Source organism: [Clostridium] symbiosum ATCC 14940 (genome assembly GCF_000466485.1).
Lineage (GTDB): Bacteria > Bacillota > Clostridia > Lachnospirales > Lachnospiraceae > Otoolea > Otoolea symbiosa.
The window spans coordinates 62,964-82,364 of record NZ_KE992799.1 but is presented as its reverse complement, the minus strand read 5'-3'; the positions used below and the strand labels follow the sequence as shown (position 1 = coordinate 82,364).

Annotated in this window: 18 protein-coding genes and 1 other annotated feature; all 18 genes read right to left on the bottom strand. The window is 47.8% G+C overall.

The window, feature by feature from the left end; translation table 11 throughout:
• Positions 1-9: 9 nt before the first annotated feature.
• Positions 10-1,680 carry a 2-isopropylmalate synthase gene (leuA, locus tag CLOSYM_RS01565; RefSeq protein ID WP_003506232.1) on the bottom strand — a complete coding sequence of 557 codons (1,671 nt, stop codon included), beginning with the start codon at positions 1,678-1,680 and terminating at the stop codon, positions 10-12.
• 178 nt (positions 1,681-1,858) lie between these two features.
• Complete coding sequence (locus tag CLOSYM_RS01560) at positions 1,859-2,776, bottom strand: LD-carboxypeptidase (RefSeq protein ID WP_044902033.1); 918 nt, start codon at positions 2,774-2,776, stop codon at positions 1,859-1,861.
• 108 nt (positions 2,777-2,884) lie between these two features.
• Positions 2,885-4,225 carry an MATE family efflux transporter gene (locus CLOSYM_RS01555; protein ID WP_009297687.1) on the bottom strand — a complete coding sequence of 447 codons (1,341 nt, stop codon included), beginning with the start codon at positions 4,223-4,225 and terminating at the stop codon, positions 2,885-2,887.
• 281 nt (positions 4,226-4,506) lie between these two features.
• The gene (locus tag CLOSYM_RS01550; RefSeq protein WP_044902036.1) at positions 4,507-6,222 is read right to left on the bottom strand and encodes a carbon starvation CstA family protein; all 1,716 of its coding nucleotides are present in this window, start codon (positions 6,220-6,222) and stop codon (positions 4,507-4,509) included.
• A gap of 160 nt (positions 6,223-6,382) precedes the next feature.
• Positions 6,383-6,666 (bottom strand) — a binding site (T-box leader).
• A 113-nt stretch (positions 6,667-6,779) separates the two neighbouring features.
• The gene (locus CLOSYM_RS01540) at positions 6,780-8,201 is read right to left on the bottom strand and encodes a PhoH family protein (protein ID WP_021640663.1); all 1,422 of its coding nucleotides are present in this window, start codon (positions 8,199-8,201) and stop codon (positions 6,780-6,782) included.
• Positions 8,202-8,755: 554 nt separating this feature from the next.
• Positions 8,756-9,460 carry an ABC transporter ATP-binding protein gene (locus tag CLOSYM_RS01535; RefSeq protein ID WP_003497728.1) on the bottom strand — a complete coding sequence of 235 codons (705 nt, stop codon included), beginning with the start codon at positions 9,458-9,460 and terminating at the stop codon, positions 8,756-8,758.
• Positions 9,444-10,214: an ABC transporter ATP-binding protein gene (locus CLOSYM_RS01530; protein ID WP_003506223.1), complete on the bottom strand. Its 771-nt coding sequence runs from the start codon at positions 10,212-10,214 to the stop codon at positions 9,444-9,446. The genes CLOSYM_RS01535 and CLOSYM_RS01530 overlap by 17 nt, the downstream gene beginning before the upstream one ends.
• A complete protein-coding gene (locus tag CLOSYM_RS01525) occupies positions 10,207-11,097 on the bottom strand; it encodes a branched-chain amino acid ABC transporter permease (RefSeq protein ID WP_003506221.1) in 891 nt (296 codons plus the stop codon). The genes CLOSYM_RS01530 and CLOSYM_RS01525 overlap by 8 nt, the downstream gene beginning before the upstream one ends.
• A 13-nt stretch (positions 11,098-11,110) precedes the next feature.
• The gene (locus CLOSYM_RS01520; protein ID WP_021640660.1) at positions 11,111-11,986 is read right to left on the bottom strand and encodes a branched-chain amino acid ABC transporter permease; all 876 of its coding nucleotides are present in this window, start codon (positions 11,984-11,986) and stop codon (positions 11,111-11,113) included.
• A gap of 74 nt (positions 11,987-12,060) precedes the next feature.
• A complete protein-coding gene (locus CLOSYM_RS01515) occupies positions 12,061-13,326 on the bottom strand; it encodes an ABC transporter substrate-binding protein (RefSeq protein WP_003497733.1) in 1,266 nt (421 codons plus the stop codon).
• Between the two features lie 530 nt (positions 13,327-13,856).
• Positions 13,857-14,132 (bottom strand): DUF2442 domain-containing protein, encoded by a 276-nt coding sequence (locus CLOSYM_RS01510; RefSeq protein ID WP_003505492.1) that lies wholly within the window; start codon positions 14,130-14,132, stop codon positions 13,857-13,859.
• Positions 14,133-14,144: 12 nt separating this feature from the next.
• Complete coding sequence (locus tag CLOSYM_RS01505; protein WP_021640658.1) at positions 14,145-14,366, bottom strand: DUF4160 domain-containing protein; 222 nt, start codon at positions 14,364-14,366, stop codon at positions 14,145-14,147.
• A gap of 118 nt (positions 14,367-14,484) precedes the next feature.
• Positions 14,485-14,877 (bottom strand): 30S ribosomal protein S9, encoded by a 393-nt coding sequence (rpsI, locus tag CLOSYM_RS01500; RefSeq protein ID WP_003497741.1) that lies wholly within the window; start codon positions 14,875-14,877, stop codon positions 14,485-14,487.
• 28 nt (positions 14,878-14,905) lie between these two features.
• Entirely contained in the window at positions 14,906-15,340 is a 435-nt protein-coding gene (gene rplM, locus CLOSYM_RS01495) for a 50S ribosomal protein L13 (protein WP_003497743.1), read from the bottom strand.
• A gap of 180 nt (positions 15,341-15,520) precedes the next feature.
• Positions 15,521-16,519: an alpha/beta fold hydrolase gene (locus tag CLOSYM_RS01490; protein ID WP_021640656.1), complete on the bottom strand. Its 999-nt coding sequence runs from the start codon at positions 16,517-16,519 to the stop codon at positions 15,521-15,523.
• Positions 16,520-16,683: 164 nt separating this feature from the next.
• On the bottom strand, positions 16,684-17,493 hold the full coding sequence (locus CLOSYM_RS01485) for a putative hydro-lyase (RefSeq protein ID WP_003497746.1): 810 nt from the start codon (positions 17,491-17,493) through the stop codon (positions 16,684-16,686).
• Between the two features lie 38 nt (positions 17,494-17,531).
• Positions 17,532-18,629: a 5-oxoprolinase subunit C family protein gene (locus tag CLOSYM_RS01480; protein WP_009297691.1), complete on the bottom strand. Its 1,098-nt coding sequence runs from the start codon at positions 18,627-18,629 to the stop codon at positions 17,532-17,534.
• A 2-nt stretch (positions 18,630-18,631) separates the two neighbouring features.
• Positions 18,632-19,360, bottom strand: coding sequence for a 5-oxoprolinase subunit PxpB (gene pxpB, locus CLOSYM_RS01475; RefSeq protein ID WP_003497750.1), 729 nt, complete (start codon positions 19,358-19,360; stop codon positions 18,632-18,634).
• Positions 19,361-19,401 lie beyond the last annotated feature (41 nt).

Sequence of the window (19,401 nt, the reverse complement as noted above, 5' to 3'; positions counted from 1 at the left end):
TTTTATCCCTTATTTATAAAATAATCTGTTTACAGCGCTGAATATACCGCGGATCGATGCCCGCGTAATATTGGAGCTGATTCCGACTCCGTATGTCGCTTCTCCGGTTTCCACATTCATCAGGTGAATATAGGAAGCCGCCTGCGCACCCGAACCGGAGCGGAGTGCATGCTCGTCGTAATCCAGAACACGGATCTGTATGCCGAGTGCATCTTCGAGTCCTCTTTGAATGGCATCAATCGGGCCGTTTCCTACGCCGTCAACCTCCCGCTCTTCGCCGTGATCCGTGAAGATAAGGTGGGCAACCGTGGCAAATCCGCCTCCCTCGTACTCCCGGTCCGTAATCTGGCATTTTTTGAAATGCATTGGTTCCTTGCGATCCAGATAATTGATGCGGAACTCGTCCATAATCTGTTCCGGCGCAACCTCGCCCTGTTTCTCCGCAATCCTCTGGATAATATCTGCAAATTCCTTGTGCATTCCCTTTGGAAGACGGAATCCGTAGAAGCTGTCCATGACAAAGGCAACCCCGCCCTTGCCGGACTGGCTGTTGATGCGCACTACCGGCTCGTATTCCCGGCCGATATCGCTCGGATCGATCGGAAGGTAAGGCACTTCCCATATGCCGTCTGTCCTCTTTGCAAGAGCCTGCATTCCTTTGTTAATGGCATCCTGATGGGAACCGGAGAATGCGGTAAATACCAGCTTTCCTGCATAAGGATGTCTCGGATCCACCGGCATCTTGGTACAGCGCTCGCAGATCTCCGTAATCTCTTTGATATTCTCAATTTCCAATCCGGGATTTATCCCCTGGGAGAACATATTGTATGCAATATTCAAAATATCGACGTTACCGGTACGCTCTCCGTTGCCGAGCAGCGTTCCCTCGATACGTTCCGCCCCGGCCATAAGCGCCAGCTCTGCCGCTGCAATGCCGGTTCCCCTGTCATTGTGGGGGTGTACGCTCAAGATAATGCTGTCGCGGTTTTTGAAGTGCTTATTCATCCACTCAATCTGATCGGCATAGACATTCGGTGTTGTCATCTCAACCGTAGCCGGAAGATTGATAATCATCTTTTTCTCCGGAGTCGGTCCCCATTCATCCTGTACTGCGGTACAGATATCAAGGGCAAAGTCTAATTCCGTGCCGGTAAAACTTTCCGGTGAATATTCCAGAATCACTTCTCCTTCATGGTTGTCCAAATATTTCTTAACCAGTTTGGTTCCTTCAACGGCAATTTCTTTAATTTCGTCACGCTCTTTGTGGAATACGACATCCCTTTGAAGTGTCGATGTGGAATTGTAAATATGTACAATTGCTTTCTTGATTCCCTGAATAGATTCGAAGGTACGGCGTATCAGATGCTCACGGCACTGAGTGAGAACCTGCACTACCACGTCGTCCGGAATCAGTTTTCGCTCAACTAATTGTCTTAAAAAATCAAATTCAATCTGGGAGGCAGCCGGAAATCCTATCTCAATCTCCTTAAATCCCATTCTGACAAGAAGATTAAACATCTCAATCTTCTCCTCCACCACCATCGGCTCAATCAGAGCCTGGTTGCCGTCGCGCAAATCCACGCTGCACCATACGGGAGCTTTTTTAATCTCCTTATTCGGCCATTCCCTCCGGGGGAAATCAACTACCGGTACACGCTTATACTTTTTATAATTCATCATCTTTCTTCTCCTACAATACTTACAAAGTGATTTTTATCTAATCCAGCCACCGCTCACTCCGGCGTTGGAATCGGTAAATCACACCACAAAATGCAGCCTGCAAACAATTATTAAAAATTATATCATTTTGCCTTCCGGATATCAAGTATAAACCGCTGCCAGTAACCAGCTGCAATACTCAGGCCGGCGGTTTCTGTTCCTGCAGCGCCTGATGAATTCTGATATGATCACCGATCATAAGACACCTGGAATCGCTTCCGTGACCAATCTGAAATGTTTTTGCCACGGAAAGTTCCGGGCGGATCATCCGAAGCAGTTGTTCTTCCACCGTAGGATGCAGTCCTCTGCTTTCCATTCTAGAAAACGTTCCGAGCAAAATCCCGGATATCTGACAAAATACCCCGATCTGGCTCAACTGGTTTAAATACGCCACAATCTGCGGAACTTCTCCGCCATTACATTCAAGGAACAGAAGTTTCCCGGTAAAATCGGGCCAGTACTGTGTTCCTGCCAGTTTCAGCAGGCAGCGGATGTTTCCGCCCAGCACTGTTCCCTCCATCCTGGTTCCCCTAAGAAAATGAAAAGAGAAGTTGTTCAGCATACTTCCGCCCTCCATCAATGTTTCCCTGAATTGGGAGAACTGCTCCTGCCAGCAGGGGCCCGTCAGGTTGCGCAGCTGGTACAGCCCCGACTTTTTTCCCGTCTTCGTATAAATAGCGTTAATCACCGTCGTCAAATCACTGTATCCGAAAAATATCTTATCGGAGGCGCTGATCATTTCGAAATCCAAATCAGTCAGTACCTCATTAGCCATATCTCCACCCGAAACGTCAAAAACGGCTTTTACGGTCTCATCCCGGTAAAAATCCATCAGCGCATGCGCTCTCTGTGTCCCGGTTCCGCTGAATGCGGTAACGCCTCTGTACAGGAAAGGACTTTCCACCGTCTCCAGACCAATCAGGGCCAGCCTTTCCTTCAGCAGCTCCAGAGAGCCTTTGTCTGCCTCCAAAAGTCCGTTTGAACAGCAGGACAGTCCCACTCTGTCTCCCCGGCGGAGAATTCCGCCCCCCATATACAAGTTTTCGCCTGGTTCCATTATTTTTATCCTCCGATTACCATTCTCCGGCATTCCCTTTCCGATCGCCCTGCTCCATATTGCTTTTCGCAGCCCCGCTGAAAAACGCGGTTCTGCGGACAGTATCTGTCAGACCACTTTATGAGACATCCATCTCCCGCTCAAAAATCTCCAGGTAAAAATGACGGCGCGGATGGTCCAGTCCGTAAACATGCCAATCCATACGGCCATCGGGCCAAAGCCAAACTGCCTGCACAGGAAAATACAGAGGCTTACCCGGAATGCCCACATTGTGACACAGGAGGTACACATGGAGAACTTCACATCCCCCGCCGCCCTTAGTCCGTAAGCCGGTATAAATGCCAGCGCCCATACAAGGGGCTTGACAAACGTTATCCACCCTACCATATAAAAGCACATATCTGCGCTCTCTTTCTCCATTCCTGCCAGTATCGTGATCGGCTTTGTCAGGGCAAAAACAGCCAGACAGCTTATAATAATTACAATCTCGGCCAGTCCGCTCAGTTTTTTAATATAATAAACCGCCTCCTCCTTCCGGCCTGCTCCCATGCACTGCCCGACGACCGTCATCAGGCCGATGCCGATACCGATAGCCGCGATGCCGTTCAGATTCTCCATAATATTTGTCATAGCCTGCGCTGCAATCGCAATCGTTCCCATTGTGGATACCGTAGACTGGATCGCCAGCTTTCCAAACTGGAACATGGCATTTTCAATTCCATTCGGTATCCCGACAGCCAGAATCATCCTGATTTTATATAAATCCGGCCTGATTTTGAAATAATCCCGGATGACAAGAGTCTGGTCTTTTTTTCTCAAAAAAGCAAATACGATGACAGCGGAAAAAATTCGAGAACCCAGTGTAGCCAAAGCTGCACCGGTGACACCCATTTTAAATCCCCATATTAAAACGGCATTGCCGCAAATGTTAAGCCCGTTGGAAACCACGGCAATTGTCATGGGCAGCTTTGTATTCCCCTGTGCCCGGTAAACCGAAGAGCCCGCATCATAGAGCGCAATAAACGGAAATGATAATGTTGTAAAGAAGAAATAGATCTGGGCCGCATCCATAACGGCCGGCTCCACCTGACCGAAAATCAGCTTCAAAAGAGGCATCCTGAATGCCAGACAAGCCGCGGTAACCGCTGCTGAAATGACCGTAACGACAAAAACCAGCTGATTTGCGGATCGGCCTGCATTTTTATGGTCTCCCTGGCCAATATACTGTGAGCAGATGATGGCTCCCCCGGCCGCCAGCGCATAGAATGCCTGGATAACCAGAATATTGATTGAATCCACCAGTGAAACTGCCGAAATGGCGGCAGGCCCCACATTACTTACCATGATACTGTCCGCTGTTCCCATAAGTGAGTTCAGGATCTGTTCCACTACCAGCGGTATCAGCAGCTTCCTCAGATCCCTGTTGCTGAACATGTGCTTTTTTTCCATCTTAACCTCTGTTCCCCTGCATATGTCTTTTCCTATATCATCATATGCTTTATCTATTCATCATCCCGGTAATGTCTGTCCCTCTTGCTGCAATTGGAAGAATTATATCACCGGAAAATGGATTTCTCAATAGCATGCATAAATTTTACAGTCAAACTTTCGAATATTGGTAATAAAAACGAAAACGGGCAAAAAGATATCATTTTTTTTGACATCTTTTTGCCCTAAGCAGTCTTCAAACCGCTGTTATTTAAGTCCGTTTGCGGCATTCACGTTGATGTTTATGCTAATTCTTTTTCCTTGCCGGCAATACCGTCCGCAGCCTTATCATTCCCAACCAGCTTCTGGATTCCCTGGATGGCAACAATCACGCCGAGAATCAGCAGGAGGACTGCAAACACAAGCTGAAGCGTATTGCCAAAGCTCAGGCCTGTTGTAAAGAAGGCGCTGCCGAGTTTGAATATCGTCATTCCAAGTGCGGTAAATGTCACTGCCATCATAAATACCATAGGAATCCAGAGCATCGCTCCCTGACGGTTTGTCTTCTTTAAGAATACGGCGCAGGCCACCAGAGCTAATACGGATAAGAGCTGGTTTGCCGAACCGAACAGCGGCCATATCTCAGCGTATCCGACCTTTGCCAGCAGATAGGCCAGAATCAGCGTCAGGGCTGTGGCAAAGTATTTATTCGTCATAAGCTTGATAAATGAGCTGGATTCCTTTCCTTCCGTCTCATCTTCCATAAAAAACTCCTGGAATGAAAGTCGTCCCACACGGGCCACGGAGTCAAGGGAGGTGAGGGCAAATGCCGAAACCGCAAGATTAATCAGGGTAAACACGAGGCTGTACGGAAGTCCGGCCGCCGTCAGGAAGTTGGCAATCGCCCCGGCGAAAATCTGAGGCTGAGTCGTAAGTCCGGCTGCCGCCGCTTCCCCGTCGGCAAAGGATGCCACTGCGATCAGCGCGATAATTGCCAGCATGCTTTCCATCAGCATGGCGCCGAAGGACACCGGGAGCATATTTTTCTCATTTTTAATCTGCTTGGACGCGGTACCGGAGGATACCAGAGAGTGGAATCCCGACACCGCTCCGCAGGCAATTGTGACAAAAAGGATTGGGAACATATACTGTCCGTCCACATTAAATCCGTTAAAAGAATTCAGGTTACAGGAAGGATTGGAGATAAACACGCCTGCAATCGCTGCGACTATCATAAATACAAGCAGATAACTGTTTAAATAATCCCTTGGCTGTAACAGGCTCCACACTGGCGCTACCGAAGCGATCAGCACATAAATAAAGATAATAATATGCCAGGTTGGCCTTGTTATGTAAATCGGGAAGCAGAGACCGATTCCCACGGCCGCCACCAGCATTCCGATTGCAATGGCGGTATTGAGCCCCTTGCCCAGTCTGCCGTATTTTAAAATCATTCCCAGTGCCACCGCCTCAATGATAAACAGCATGGAGGTCGTCGCCACCGCGCCGTTGGCCTCAACAGTGGAGGTTACGCCGTCGGCCGTCACAAAACCGTTGAAGGTTCCCGCGACCACGTCAGCAAACGCCGCGACCACGAGAATACAGAACAGCCAGCAAAACAGCAGAAATAATTTCTTGCCCAGCTTGCCGATGTATTCCTCAATAATATAGCCGATTGTACGTCCCTTATTCTTAACTGACGCATACATCGCAGCGAAATCCTGAACCGCTCCAAAGAAGACGCCGCCGATCAGAATCCACAGAAGAACCGGAAGCCAGCCGAACATGGCGGCCTGAATCGGACCGTTGATCGGACCTGCTCCTGCGATGGAAGCAAACTGATGGCCAAAGACAACATTCGTATCGGCCGGAACGTAATCCACACCGTCCTCCATCTCAAAAGCCGGTGTTTTTGCTTTGGGGTCAATCCCCCATTTTTTTTCCAGATAACGGCCATACAGTAAATAGGCTCCGCCTAAGACTACAATGGCCAGTACCATCATTGTAATACCATTCATTTGTTTTCCCTCTTTCTTTTTTATCTCTTTTCCCATTTGCATAAGTACTTGCCGGCCTTATCGCGCATTGCGCTCCTTTGCAGTATGATACTCCGCGGAGCGTTTTATATTTAACAGGAAAACTTTCCTGATAAATATAAAAAGTCCCTGCAGCTTACGCTGCAGAGACGAAATAATTCCGCGGTACCACCCTGCCTTGCCATGTTTATATAAACACAGCCTCTTTTTTGCTGTCTCAGGCCGTATGGTCTCTTTAACAGCATCTTTTTTAACGGTAAGAAACCGTCTTTCCCTATAAACACCGCAGATGTTATATCCGCCAGCGGCATGTTCAGGAAAGCTGCTCAGGGGTGAGATTGTCATGGCGTCCGTATCGCCTTCCAGCAGCCGGCGACTCTCTGAAACGGGCAATTCCATCCAACATTTCCCCATCCATGCATTTTCGTTTAAGACTCGTACATTACTATGCGTTTATTGTTTTATCACTTCATAGCTATAAAGTCAACTGTTTTTTACAAAATTTTAATATTCCGTTTCATCTCATGCCGATGATTATACTACAGTCTTTTTACTGCATCCATAGCCAGCGCCGAGCGTTCGCATTCCTCTGCATTCAGCGTAATCTGCCAGCAGAGAGAACTGCCTTTCATATATTCCGCCGCATAGCTCAGCCCGTTGGTTCTCTCGTCGAGATAGGGCCGGTCAATCTGGTTAGGATCACCGAGAAGTATAATCTTTGTGTTCTTCCCCGCCCTGGTGATGATTCCTTTTACCTGATTCGGCGTCATATTCTGGGCTTCATCGATAATCAGATACGTTTTCACAATGGAACGCCCCCTGATATAATTCAGAGCCTCCGTCTGGATTAGTCCCCTGTCAAATATCTCCTGTATCTTATCACTCAATTCCTTCTCATTGGAATAGCGCTGCTCTTCACTGGAGTCAATGAGCTGTTCCAGATTATCAATAATCGGCCGCATCAGAGGGGAAATTTTCTCCTGCTCATTTCCCGGCAGGAAGCCGATATCCGTGTCAAACTGGGCGTTTGGACGGCTGATCAGAATCCTCCGGTATTCCCCGTTCGGATTATTAACAAGCTTTTCAAGACCAACCGCGAGAGAATAAAAGGTCTTGCTGGTTCCCGCCATTCCCTTGACTATGACAAGCGGGGCCTTATCGGCCGGCTGCATCAGCGCCTCCTGCAGAAAATACTGTCCGGCATTCCTCGGTGTGACACCGTAAGGACGGCTCTTCTTAAAATCCAGTTCCCGGATCCGCCCATTCTCCACTCTCCCCAGCATGGTCTTCTTTGTGGACTGATCCGCCTTTAATATAATAAATTCGTTTTCCTCCAGTTTGAGACCTGAATGCTTTCCGTTCTCGTCTGTTATGTAAACTTCTTTGGTAGAAATTCCTTTTTTCTTAAACTCCTTAAACAGCTCCTCCGGGGCAAATACCTCCGTCCTTCCGATATATTGCTCCGCTTTGTCGGATACCTGTTCGGTTGTGAAATCCTCTGCTCTGATACCGATAATCTGGGCCTTGATGCGGAGCAATATATCTTTTGTTACCAGAATCACCTGGGAGGCTTCTTCCGTCTCCCCGCCTGTTATATGGGCCGCCCTGTTCCCGTCCCGGCAGCTTTCCGCCAGTCCTTTGCATACCTTCAGAATCCTGTTGTCGGCTTTTTCATCGGGAAGATCCCTGGGCAGCTTCACATCGACAAAATTTTTCTCGATCCGGAGCATCCCGCCGCCGGGAAGCCTGACCCCTTCTAAAAGATCTCCTGAGACTCTGAGCTGTTCCAGCAGTCTGATGGCCCGTCTGGCGTTGTTCCCCCGCTCCCCCTCGGCTTTTTTCAGGTTATCCAGCTCTTCCAGCACTACCACCGGAATCACCACCTGATTATCTTCAAAACAATTCAGCGCATATGGCGCCTGGATCAGAACATTCGTATCCACTACATAGGTTTTAATCATTCACAGGCCTCCTTTAAGGCAATTTTTATTACCTGCTCTATCATATGATCGGCAGACATGCCGTTACTCCTCCGAACGCTTTCAGGCGTTTGTCTTAGGGCCGGGATGAAGCATGCAGCATATCCCCTGCTGCTATTATAACGGAACAATGTAAAATCCCATGCAGGCTGCATCGTAAATATATGTAAAATTTGCATTATAATTCAGAAGCGGCAGATGTCCCCCCCAGAAGCCGCTCCGAAAAATTACATTTATTGCCTTCCGGCCTTTCACGATGCATCAGTCGGAAACCATTAATATAATGGGGAAGTAGCCTGTATAACGGCAATGCAGGGAAGCAGGCGGAATTCAGGCCCGATCCGAATCCTCACTTACTTCCCTGCTTATTCCATTTCTTTATTCCTTCCCCTCCCTGCTATCCTGTTCTTTTGCGTCTGCTATGACCTTCCTTTCGTGTCTGTCATTTCTTCTGTTGTATTTTTCCTGCCGTCTTTTCTTCTGCTGATTTTTTCCGTCCCTCTTTCCGCATCTGTCCTTCTTTGCAGTTCTCCCTATCAGCTTCCCAGATAAGCTTTCTGAACCACATCGTTTTCCCGGAGTACCTTTGCATCGTCCTCCAGAATGATATTGCCCGTCTCAATGACATATCCGCGGTTGGCGATCTTAAGGGCTTTATTGGCATTCTGCTCCACAACAAGAACCGTGATGCCAGAGTCATTCAGGTCTTTTATAATCTTGAAGCAGGTATTTACCATGATGGGCATCAGTCCCATCGATACCTCGTCGATCAGCAGAAGACGCGGCTCCAGGACAAGCGCCCTTCCGATTGCCAGCATCTGCTGTTCACCTCCGCTCATTGTCCTGGCCGACTGGTTCTTTCTCTCCTCCAGACGGGGAAACAGTTCATAAACGCGTTTGATACTGGCCCTTTTCCTCACATTGTCCTTTACCTTATAACATCCGGTCAGCAGGTTCTCTTCCACTGTCAGATTGCCGAAGACGCGCCGGCCCTCGGGAACATATCCGATTCCCATATCGGCGCGTTTCCATGCCGGGAGCGCCGTTATATCCTTATCTTCGAAGAAAATGCTGCCTGATGCGGCTTTCTTAAGCCCCATGATAGTGCGGATCAGCGTTGTCTTTCCAGCCCCGTTCGGTCCTATTACGCTGATTAGCTCTCCTTCTTTCACCTCCAGGCTGATTCCCTTGATTACCTGCATTTTTCCGTAATTCACTTCCAGATTAGAGATTTTCAGCATCGCTTTCGTCCTCCTCTCCCAGATATGCTTCAATTACCTGTGGATTCCTCCGTATTTCTTCCGGCACTCCCTCGGCAATTTTCTTACCGTAGCTGAGAACGACGATCCTGTCGCACACCTTCATCGTGATAGGAAGGTTATGTTCAATCAGGATGATGGTTTTCCCCTGCGCCTTCAGCCCCATGATCAGCTCCGTTACCTCGTTGATGGCAAAATTGCTGAGTCCTGCGCACGGTTCATCCAGCATGATGAGAAACGGGTCCGTAGCCAGCGCGCGGGCAATCTCCAGCCGCCTTAAATATCCGAGGCTCACGTCCCTTGCCAGTTTGAACCGGTATTCCTTCAAATCCACCAGTTCCATCAGCTCCTCCGCCCTCTCAAGCATCTCCTTTGTATGGCTCTTTTTAAAAAACGATTTAACGCCTGTATATTCATGTATGCCGAGAGCGGCCACGATATTGTCCTGTATACTCAAATCTCCCAGCGGTTTCGATATCTGGAAGGTTCTGGCAATCCCTTTCCTTGCAATTTCATACGGCAGCTTTCCCTGGATCTCTTCCCCGTTCAGCAGCACTTTTCCGTCCGTCGGTTTATAAACGCCGCAGATTGCGTTAAACAGCGTTGTTTTCCCTGCTCCGTTCGGTCCGATGATTCCAAGCGTCTCTTTATCGTAAACCGACATACTGAAATCATCAATGGCTTTCAGACCGCCGAAATACATCTTAAGTTCTTCCACCTTCAGCATCTCATCCATTCATCTCACCTGCCTTATCTTTCGGAAATAGTTTGTGCAGGCCCCGCAGAATAAAGCTGTCACAGCCAAGCAGCCCCTGCGGCTGGAACCGCATCATCAGCACCAGGATTCCTCCATACAGAATCATCCTGTAATCAGCGGCGAAACGCAGAACCTCGGGAGCCGCCCCCAGAATCAGCGCTCCCAGAAGCGGTCCTCTTATCGTCCCGATTCCTCCTACCACCACCATGGATAAGATACTGATGGAAACGGTAAACGCAAAGCTGCTGGAGAATATGAATGTCATACGGTGCACATAGATGGCCCCCGTAAGCCCTGCGATCGCGGTTCCCAGAATAAACGCCAGGATTTTATACTGGCTTACATTGATACCGAAGGACATGGCTGCGCCCTCGTCATTTCTCAGGCTGGCCAGAGCCAGACCAAACCACGATTTCGTCATCTTGCGCGTCAGCAGACAGGTCAGCACGATTAAAATCAGAAGGAGCACCAGAAAGTGCATCGGCGTCATCTTAGCGCCGAAAAACGTAGGAGGTGTTACCGACATTCCCAGGGATGCCCCGAAGATTTTCATGTTTTGAAAGAGCGCCACCATGACAAAGTTAATACCGATCGTCGTAATGGCCAGAAAGTCATCTCTTACCCTGAGGCTGATTACACCGAGCAGCCCTCCTGCCGCTGCCGTGACCAGCATTGCTGCTGGCAGACTCAGCCAGAAACTGATTCCTGCATTCGTCATCAGCGCAGCCGTATACGCACCGATTCCAAAAAAGGCGGCGTGGCCCATGGCTGACTGTCCCGCATATCCGGTAATGATATTCAGGCTCAGCGCCAGCAGTGCAAAAATAGCTATATTTACCGCAACCGTAATAATATAACTCATTCCATCCCCTCCTTTACGAGAGTTTTTTGCTCACTAAGCCGGAGGGCTTGATAAGCAGTATCAACACCAGTACAATAAACGCAATCGAATCTTTGGGTATGAAAGAACCTATGTACACAGATATCAGAGTTTCCGACAGCCCGACAAAAAGTCCCGCTATCACGGTACCGACCGGGTTTCCAAGACCGCCCAATACAATAATGGCAAGCATTTTATAGGATGGCGTCTCGCCGAGAGCAGGTGTAATGGAGTTATAGAGAATTCCGACCATGATACCCGCGGCAGCGGCAAAACCGTAACCGATGATATAGCTCAAGGCCGTTGCAGAGTTGGTATTGATTCCCACCGCCCTTGCAATCTCCGGCTCCTCTGCCGTGGCTTTCCACGCCAGCCCCAGCGTAGTTTTGTTAAGAATAAACCATAAAATAAGAAACAGGACTGCCGTAAGAACCAGAATCAGGATCCACTCCGGGGCAATGACAATATTATTTCCCAGGTGAACAGCGCCAAATCCCAGCTCTGCGTTGTATGCTTTTGTTCCCGCTCCGCAAATCAGTCTTACAAGATCACCGGTCAGTGTAAAAAGACCGACGCTGGTGATCAGCGGAATAATAGGCAGGATATGCGGCTTCGCCAGGATCGGGCCGTACAGGCATTTGTGGACAAGCACGCCGATAGTACCCGTCAGCCCCATGGACAATATAAAAGCAAGGGGCAGATTTCCTGTCGTAATATAAATGTAGTATCCGATATAAGCTCCCACCACATAAGCTCCGGCATTGGCTATATCAAGAATCCTCATAATTCCATATATCAGGGTGGCGCCCATAGCCGTCAGTGCATAGACGCTTCCGATAATAATTCCGTTGATAATCTGCTGCAATAACATAGAATTCACCGCCTTCTATCTTCAAAGAGATGCCTTAAATAAGGCATCTCTTCTCCCGTACTGGATACGACTGGTTACTTTGTCTCAGGAACAATGATTTCCGGATCATCTATTATATCGTAATAATGATACTTGCCGTCTTTGATAACCTGAATCTGAACCGGCTTTACAGCTTCTCCGTTTTCGGTGTAATATAAAAGTTTTCCCGTAACCGTGTCAATATCCTTCAGCGATGCTATTTTATCTTTAATGGCAGCCGGCTCGGTAGAACCCGCTTCTTCAATCGCTTTAAAGATAACCTGGAATGCATCGTACGCGGAAGCTCCGACCATGTCAGGCTCTTTATTATATGTAGCTCTGTAGTCTTTCATAAATTTCTGTGTATTCTCGTCCTTTGTATCACGGTCCATGTTGGTCGTCAGATAGAGTCCGTCCGCATTCTTTCCCGCCGTCTCCAGGAACTGCCAGGAATCCACGCCCTCCGTGCCGACAACCGGGACATCCAGGCCTAATGTCTTGCACTGTTTCATAACTTCCGATGCATGTGCATAATAATTAGCCATATAAATCAGATCCGGTTTAACGTCCTGTTTTAATTTTGTGATGATGGAGGTGAATTCATTATCGCTCATTGCCACTTTATCATAGGAAACAATCTCTGCGCCATGCGCCTTGGCATACTCCTCAAAGGTTCCCGCAAGCTCTGAACCGTAATCCAGATCAACGGCAATGATGGAAATGCGTTTTGCTCCCAGCTTATCGACAGCCAGAACAGCTCCTGCCTTGCCCTGAACCTGGCCGGGGAAGGACTGTGAAAAGATATAATCTCCTGCATTTACCACGTCAGGATGAACGGCATAAGCAGATACCATCGGAATGCCCGCCGCCTGGATAATCGGAGCCGCCACACGGGTCGGTCCGCTGTAGCTTCCGCTGACGATTGCAACAACACCGTCCTTTGTCGTCAGTTTTTCCGCTATGCTGACCGCCTGGTTCGTGTCGAGAGCGTCATCATAATCCACCAGCTCCACACTTCTTCCCAAGAGCCCGCCCGCAGCATTGATATCAGCCACTGCAAGCTTCGCCGCATTTAAGGTACTTTCTCCGTCCGCAGATGCGGAAGCCGACGTAAGAGGCGAAAAGAATCCTATTTTAATGGGATTACTGCTGTCCGCCGCTGCCTGCGCACCATCTGAAGATTCGCCTGAGGCGGGTGTCTGAGTTTCTGCCGGTTTCGATTCAGGCGCTGCTGATTCTTTACCGCCCGAGCTGCATCCCGTCAGGGAATAAACCATTGCCACACTCATAACGACTGATACAAGTTTTTTCATTTTCTTCATAGCTGTAAACCTCCTTTTTATTTCTTATCATATGGCATGGCCGACACCGGGTAGAACCTTATTTTGTTCCGATTCGGTATTCTTCTGGTTCTGGCAGCAAAATTCCTACTCAAACCGGTAAAAAATGCGCTTTGCGGGCTTTTTACCGCAATCGGCGATGAGAAACGTTTTGTGTACTATTTTCACCGCCAAAAAACAAAAAAGGCCACACCTGCCGTCTTACAGCAGATACGCCTTTGTGCCATTTTCATTGCCATTTATAAGGTTAGGATGATTGTAGACCCGTCCCGTCGATAAAGTGTCGATAAACGAGAAAATCGTTAAGAATGTGTGATTTTGTTAAGGAAAATGAAAGAACCCCTGAAAACATTGCATTTTTTCAAGGGTTCTGATAATTTTCTTATAAAGTCTCTTATTATCTCTTGGATAACTCCGAACGCCGTAAATACGCCATTTTTAAGCTGTTTGTCAGTTACGTGTTAGTTACCCATATACGCTCATATGTGCTCATACTGTCCCCAAACCATATATTATGCTATCTTTTCCACCGCCATCGGTAATTCATACAGTGTGTCCGGGTCAATATCCAGGCACATCGTAACATCGCGATTCTTACCAATGTCCCATGCAAGAGTATCATTCATTACCGTACAAGTATCTATAAAAATATTAATATCACGCAGCGAACGAAATGCCTCTTTCTCAATCATCTTGGACATATCATAAGATACAATTTTCCCATCTTCAAAATATACATAAACAGAGTAATCTTTCATGGGTATCACTTGCACTACCTTCGGAAACATACTGCCACCTCCTTAAATTAATGGATTAATTCTGTTCATCGGCTTTCCGTCTTTGGATAATTCCCAATTCTGCATCAATTCATCCTGATGCAAAACACACCATGCTAAAATCAGCTTTAACTGCTTTGATGGCAAGGCACCTTTTATTACTCTTACTCCATCTATTTCAACTATTGCTTTATTTCCATTGTACTCAGCATGAAAATGAGGTGGATTATGGTCATCATAATACATCGTCACCCTGATTCTCAGTATATCTTTTACAGTATAAGTATACCACAATTATGATCTAAAAAAAACCCGCAAACATAATGTCTGCAGGTTTTTCACGTGTACTATAATATACAATTTCTTATCGTTTGCTGAACTGTGGAGCACGACGAGCTGCTTTGAGACCGTATTTCTTTCTTTCTTTCATTCTTGGATCACGTGTTAAATAACCCGCTTTCTTAAGAACTGGTCTGTAATCAGCGTCAGCCTGAAGAAGAGCTCTTGAAAGGCCGTGGCGGATTGCGCCTGCCTGTCCTGTAAATCCGCCTCCGCGTACTGTTACTAATACGTCGAATTTATCGGCTGTCTCTGTAGCAACGAGCGGCTGACGAACAACTACCTTAAGTGTCTCAAGACCAAAGTAGTTATCGATGTCTCTCTTATTGATTGTAATGTTACCTGTACCCGGTACAATATATACTCTGGCGATAGATTTTTTTCTTCTGCCTGTTCCGTAAAATTTAGCGTTAGCCATTATTGTTTCCTCCTTCCAGCACCTTTAATTAAAATTTGATTTCTAAAACTTCCGGTTTCTGAGCTGCCTGCTCATGCTCTGGACCAGCATAAACATGAAGTTTTGTAAGCATACTTCTTCCTAAAGGTCCTTTTGGAAGCATTCCCTTAACTGCTAACTCAATAACTTTCTCAGGCTTTTTAGCCATCATCTCTTTTAATGTAGTCTCTCTCATACCGCCTACATAGTCAGAGTGATTGTAGTAGATCTTCTGATCTAACTTTTTGCCTGTTACTTTAATATTTTCTGCATTTACCACGATCACGTAATCACCGCAATCCATGTGAGGTGTAAAGATCGGTTTGTTCTTTCCTCTTAAAACCTTTGCTACTTCTGATGCCAGACGACCTAATGTATATCCTGTAGCGTCAACTACGTACCATTTTCTCTCGATTGTTGCTGGACTAGCCATAAAACTCTTCATTGGTTGACCTCCTGTTTTACTATCAGATATTTGAGATTAACTTTATCATGAAATGTCTGTTCCGGGGCATTGGTACAGACGCTTTCTCCTGATGTCACAGTTATACATTATATTACACTCTGCCGGACGTGTCAACCACTTTTTCCTTATAAAATAAGGTTTTCTGCGACATTTCAAGTTTTATCCATCCGCCAAACCGCATTTTCCCTGCAGCACGTCTTCCCGGATAATATGGCACATCTTTTTCGGCTCTTCAAAGCAGGGACTGTGAGCCGAATTTTCAAAGGTATAAAAACCTTTCACCGGCGCTTTTACCGTGTCTGCAAACTCTTTTGCAAGGCTGTAGGATACCTGGTAATCAAACCGGCCCTGAAAAATGTAGACCGGAATCTCCAGACGGGGAACCTGTTTTACAAAATCGGTCTGCATCACAAAGTCCCACAGACATTTGAGCGCCAGACCGCTTCCCATGACGAAGTGAAGCTTATCTTTCAAAGTGTACCCTTTATAGCGCAGCACTATTTTAATACAATCACTCATGGAGTCCAGATGATGCATAATTACGATCCCGAGCTTCATCATCCCCACGCTCCGCACCGCGAGATACTGAAAGCTTACCTCGCCTCCTCTGTCGATTGGGAACTTCTCTAATCTGCGCAGCATCTTCCTGTCGCCTGCGGCAGTAAACTCATTTACCATAAAGGAATAGGCAAGACACTCGGATTTTGACTGGCAAACAACCTGACCAATTCCGATATAGCCATGGAACAGTTCCGGTGATTTCTGAACCGTAAGCACTCCCAGCACGGAACCCCAGGAATGACCTAAAACATATATTTTTTCCTTCCCGAACCTCCGGCGCAGATAATTCGTCACCGCTGTCGCATCCTCTATCATCTGCCCGATTGTCATGGTTTCTTTTGTAACCTTCCGGCTGTAGGAGATACCGCTGCCCCGCTGTTCCCACCAGCAGACAGTAAATAACTGTTCCAGCCCCGTCGGGTAATCCTGAGTGAATGCTATCTCCGGTGACCCGGGTCCTCCATGGAGGTACAGCAGGACCGGATTTTCGGTGTTTTCACTCTGCAAAAACATCCCCTGCCTGATTCCGTTTACTTCAATGAATATCTTTTCATCTAACTGCCTGTTCATCATACCTGCTTTCCTGCCTGTGTCCATACGCCTTTCTTTCTCCTACACTCTACCTGCGGCAGCAGATCCTGTCAAGCTTTTTACAGAGAAAAGGAGAGCTTCCTCCCCGGAACATCTCTCCTTTTCCCGCCGCTTGTTTTGTAATGAACTTTTTTTCCTTATATGATTTAATAAATTTAATAAGGCCGTATTTATTTTTGTTTCTTCGCCTCCAGGAAATCATTCAACTCCGTATTCAGGACATTTGTGATAAACATATGTCCCGGAGCATGGGTAATTACAAGGGGCAGCTTCGCATTCTCGATTGCCGCCTGCGGAGTAACGCCGCAAGCCCAGAATACGGGAATCTCTCCCTCGCGGATTTCAACGCTGTCGCCGTAATCAGGCTTGTTGATATCCATGATTCCGATCGCCTCAGGATTGCCTATCTGCACCGGGCCTCCGTGGACATTCGGGTACTTATCGGTGATTTCTTTGGCCTTCTCTGCATTCTCAGGTGTCATCGGACGCATGCTGACTACCATCGGTCCTTCAAATACCCCTGCGCTCTCACAGGCGATGTTCGTCTTGTACATGGGCACATTGCAGCCCATCGCAATATGGCGCACTTCAATTCCGGCCCTCATGAGCGCTTCCTCGAAGGAGAAGCTGCAGCCAATCAGGAACCCGGTAAAATCATCCTCCCAGTAGGAAGATGCATCGGTCACCTCTTCCGTCCTGACTCCGTCTCTGTAGATGAAATATCTTGGGATGTCCGTTACGATATTAGAGCCTTCTCCCATATCATGAACATCCGGAGTTCCTTCCACCACTTCCAGGATCGGACATGGTTTCGGATTCTTTCTGGCAAATTCTTTAAAATCTTCAGCATATTTTTTCGGCAGAATAACCAGGTTGGCCTGTGCGTATCCCGCGCACATTCCTGCCGTCGGGTAATCAATTTCTCCGGAACGTATCAGTTTCCAGATCTCTTCCGGTGACGTCTTGCTGTAGTCTTTCATGGGTATCTACCTCCCTGTTTGATTTTAAATAGGTGTCTCTAGCGCAGCCCTGTTCTCTCTTCCTGAAGCTCGACAATAAATTCCTCTCCGTCAATCCGAACCTTATACGTTCCGGCGCTTCCCCAGTACTTGGACGCCTCGTGGGCGACCGCCGCCTGGATAACCGCATCCCGCTCAGCGGCAGGCTCCGGCGCTTTTGATAACTTCTCTTTTAATGCCTTGAATTCTTCCACCTGTGCGATGTGTAATTCCTGTGCCTCCTCGATGGAAACCTTACGGAATTTTACCTTATATCCCGGCCTGGACTGGGCCACCTTGGGAAGATCCACGGAAATAACGCTTGCAATCTTTGTATAACCGCCTGTTGTCTGGTGGTCTGCCATCATAATGATTGGCTGTCCGTGAGACGGAACCTGGATTGCTCCAAAAGCAATTCCATCGGTAATAATATCGCCGCCGTTTTTATGCTCAATCACTTCGCCCTCGCACCGGCAGCCCATGCGGTCCGACTCATTGGTGAACGCATACGTTGCGCTCAGGAATGTGTCGAGCCCCTTCTCTGTAAAGTAATCATCCTGGGGACCCATTACCACCCGCAGAACCTGTTCCGTGGCGGTAAAATCATCGGGTTTAATTTTTCTCAGGTGCATATTGGGAAGAGTGGTTTTCGGCGCCGTAAAGGCAATCTCATCTCCTGCACCCAGTTTTCTTCCTTCATAGCCGCCTACCCTGGATTTCAGGTTTGTGGACTTGCTTCCCATGATGACCGGGATATCCAGCCCTCCTGCAAATGCCACATAGGCCCTGCTGCCGCTGAACATGCCGGCAAAGCTTAAGGAATCGCCCTTGTGCACCTGTACCGCCTGGTACATCGGCAGTTCCTTGCCGTTTAACTTCGCCCCGAGATTGGCCCCTGTGACGGCAATGATATTGTCTGCTGTAAACTCCGCCATCGGCCCCATCAGGGTAACCTCCATGACGCCTTCATTTTCATCATTCCCGACAAGGATGTTGGCCAGTGCCGCAGAGCGCTGATCCATGACGCCGGATACGGACATGCCGGACTCCTGATAGCCTGTGCGTCCCATGTCCTGGATTGTCGTGAGGAACCCCCCATTTAAAAATTTAATGCCCATCGTTACACCTCCTTGTCATATACAACGTAACGGTAGCTGCCGTCTTCCACAGCCTTCAGAATTGCGTCGTATTCTTCCGGGGTAACGGACTTAAACTTTATGTACTGTCCGGCTTCCAGAAGCACCGGTTTCTCACGCTCTGCATCATAAAGCTTTAACGGTGTTCTTCCGATTAACTGCCAGCCTCCGGGGGAGTCAACCGGGTAGACACCGGTCTGCTCGCCGGCAATTCCCACCGAACCGCCGTCGATTTTAACCCTGGGGCTTTTTAACCTCGGGGTGGCAATCTCTTTGCTCATTCCTCCCAGATACGGGAAACCGGCTATAAAGCCAATCATATAAATCAGATATTCTTCCGATGTGTGAATCTGAATAACCTCTTCTACCGTCTTACCGTTATGTTCGGCCACGTTCTGGATATCAGGTCCCATCTCCCCGCCATAAAGAACCGGAATTTCAATTACCGTTGGCGGCGGGATTTCGATATTATCAAGGGAACCCATAAGCTCTTCGAACTTTTCCGAGATTTCCCTGAAACTGATAATCTCAGGTTTATAATAGACAAGCAGAGAACGGTACGTTGGAACGGTCTCGACTATCCCTTCGATTCCGCTTTTTTCAACGGCGATTTTAAACGCCCTGATTTTCTTATTGATTTCAGGACTGATTTCATTGCCGAATTCAACACACACGGAGCAGTCGCCTGATACAAGGTATCTTACTTCGCTCATATTTTTTCCTCCAAAACGGTAACAAGCCGCTGTACAGGCTT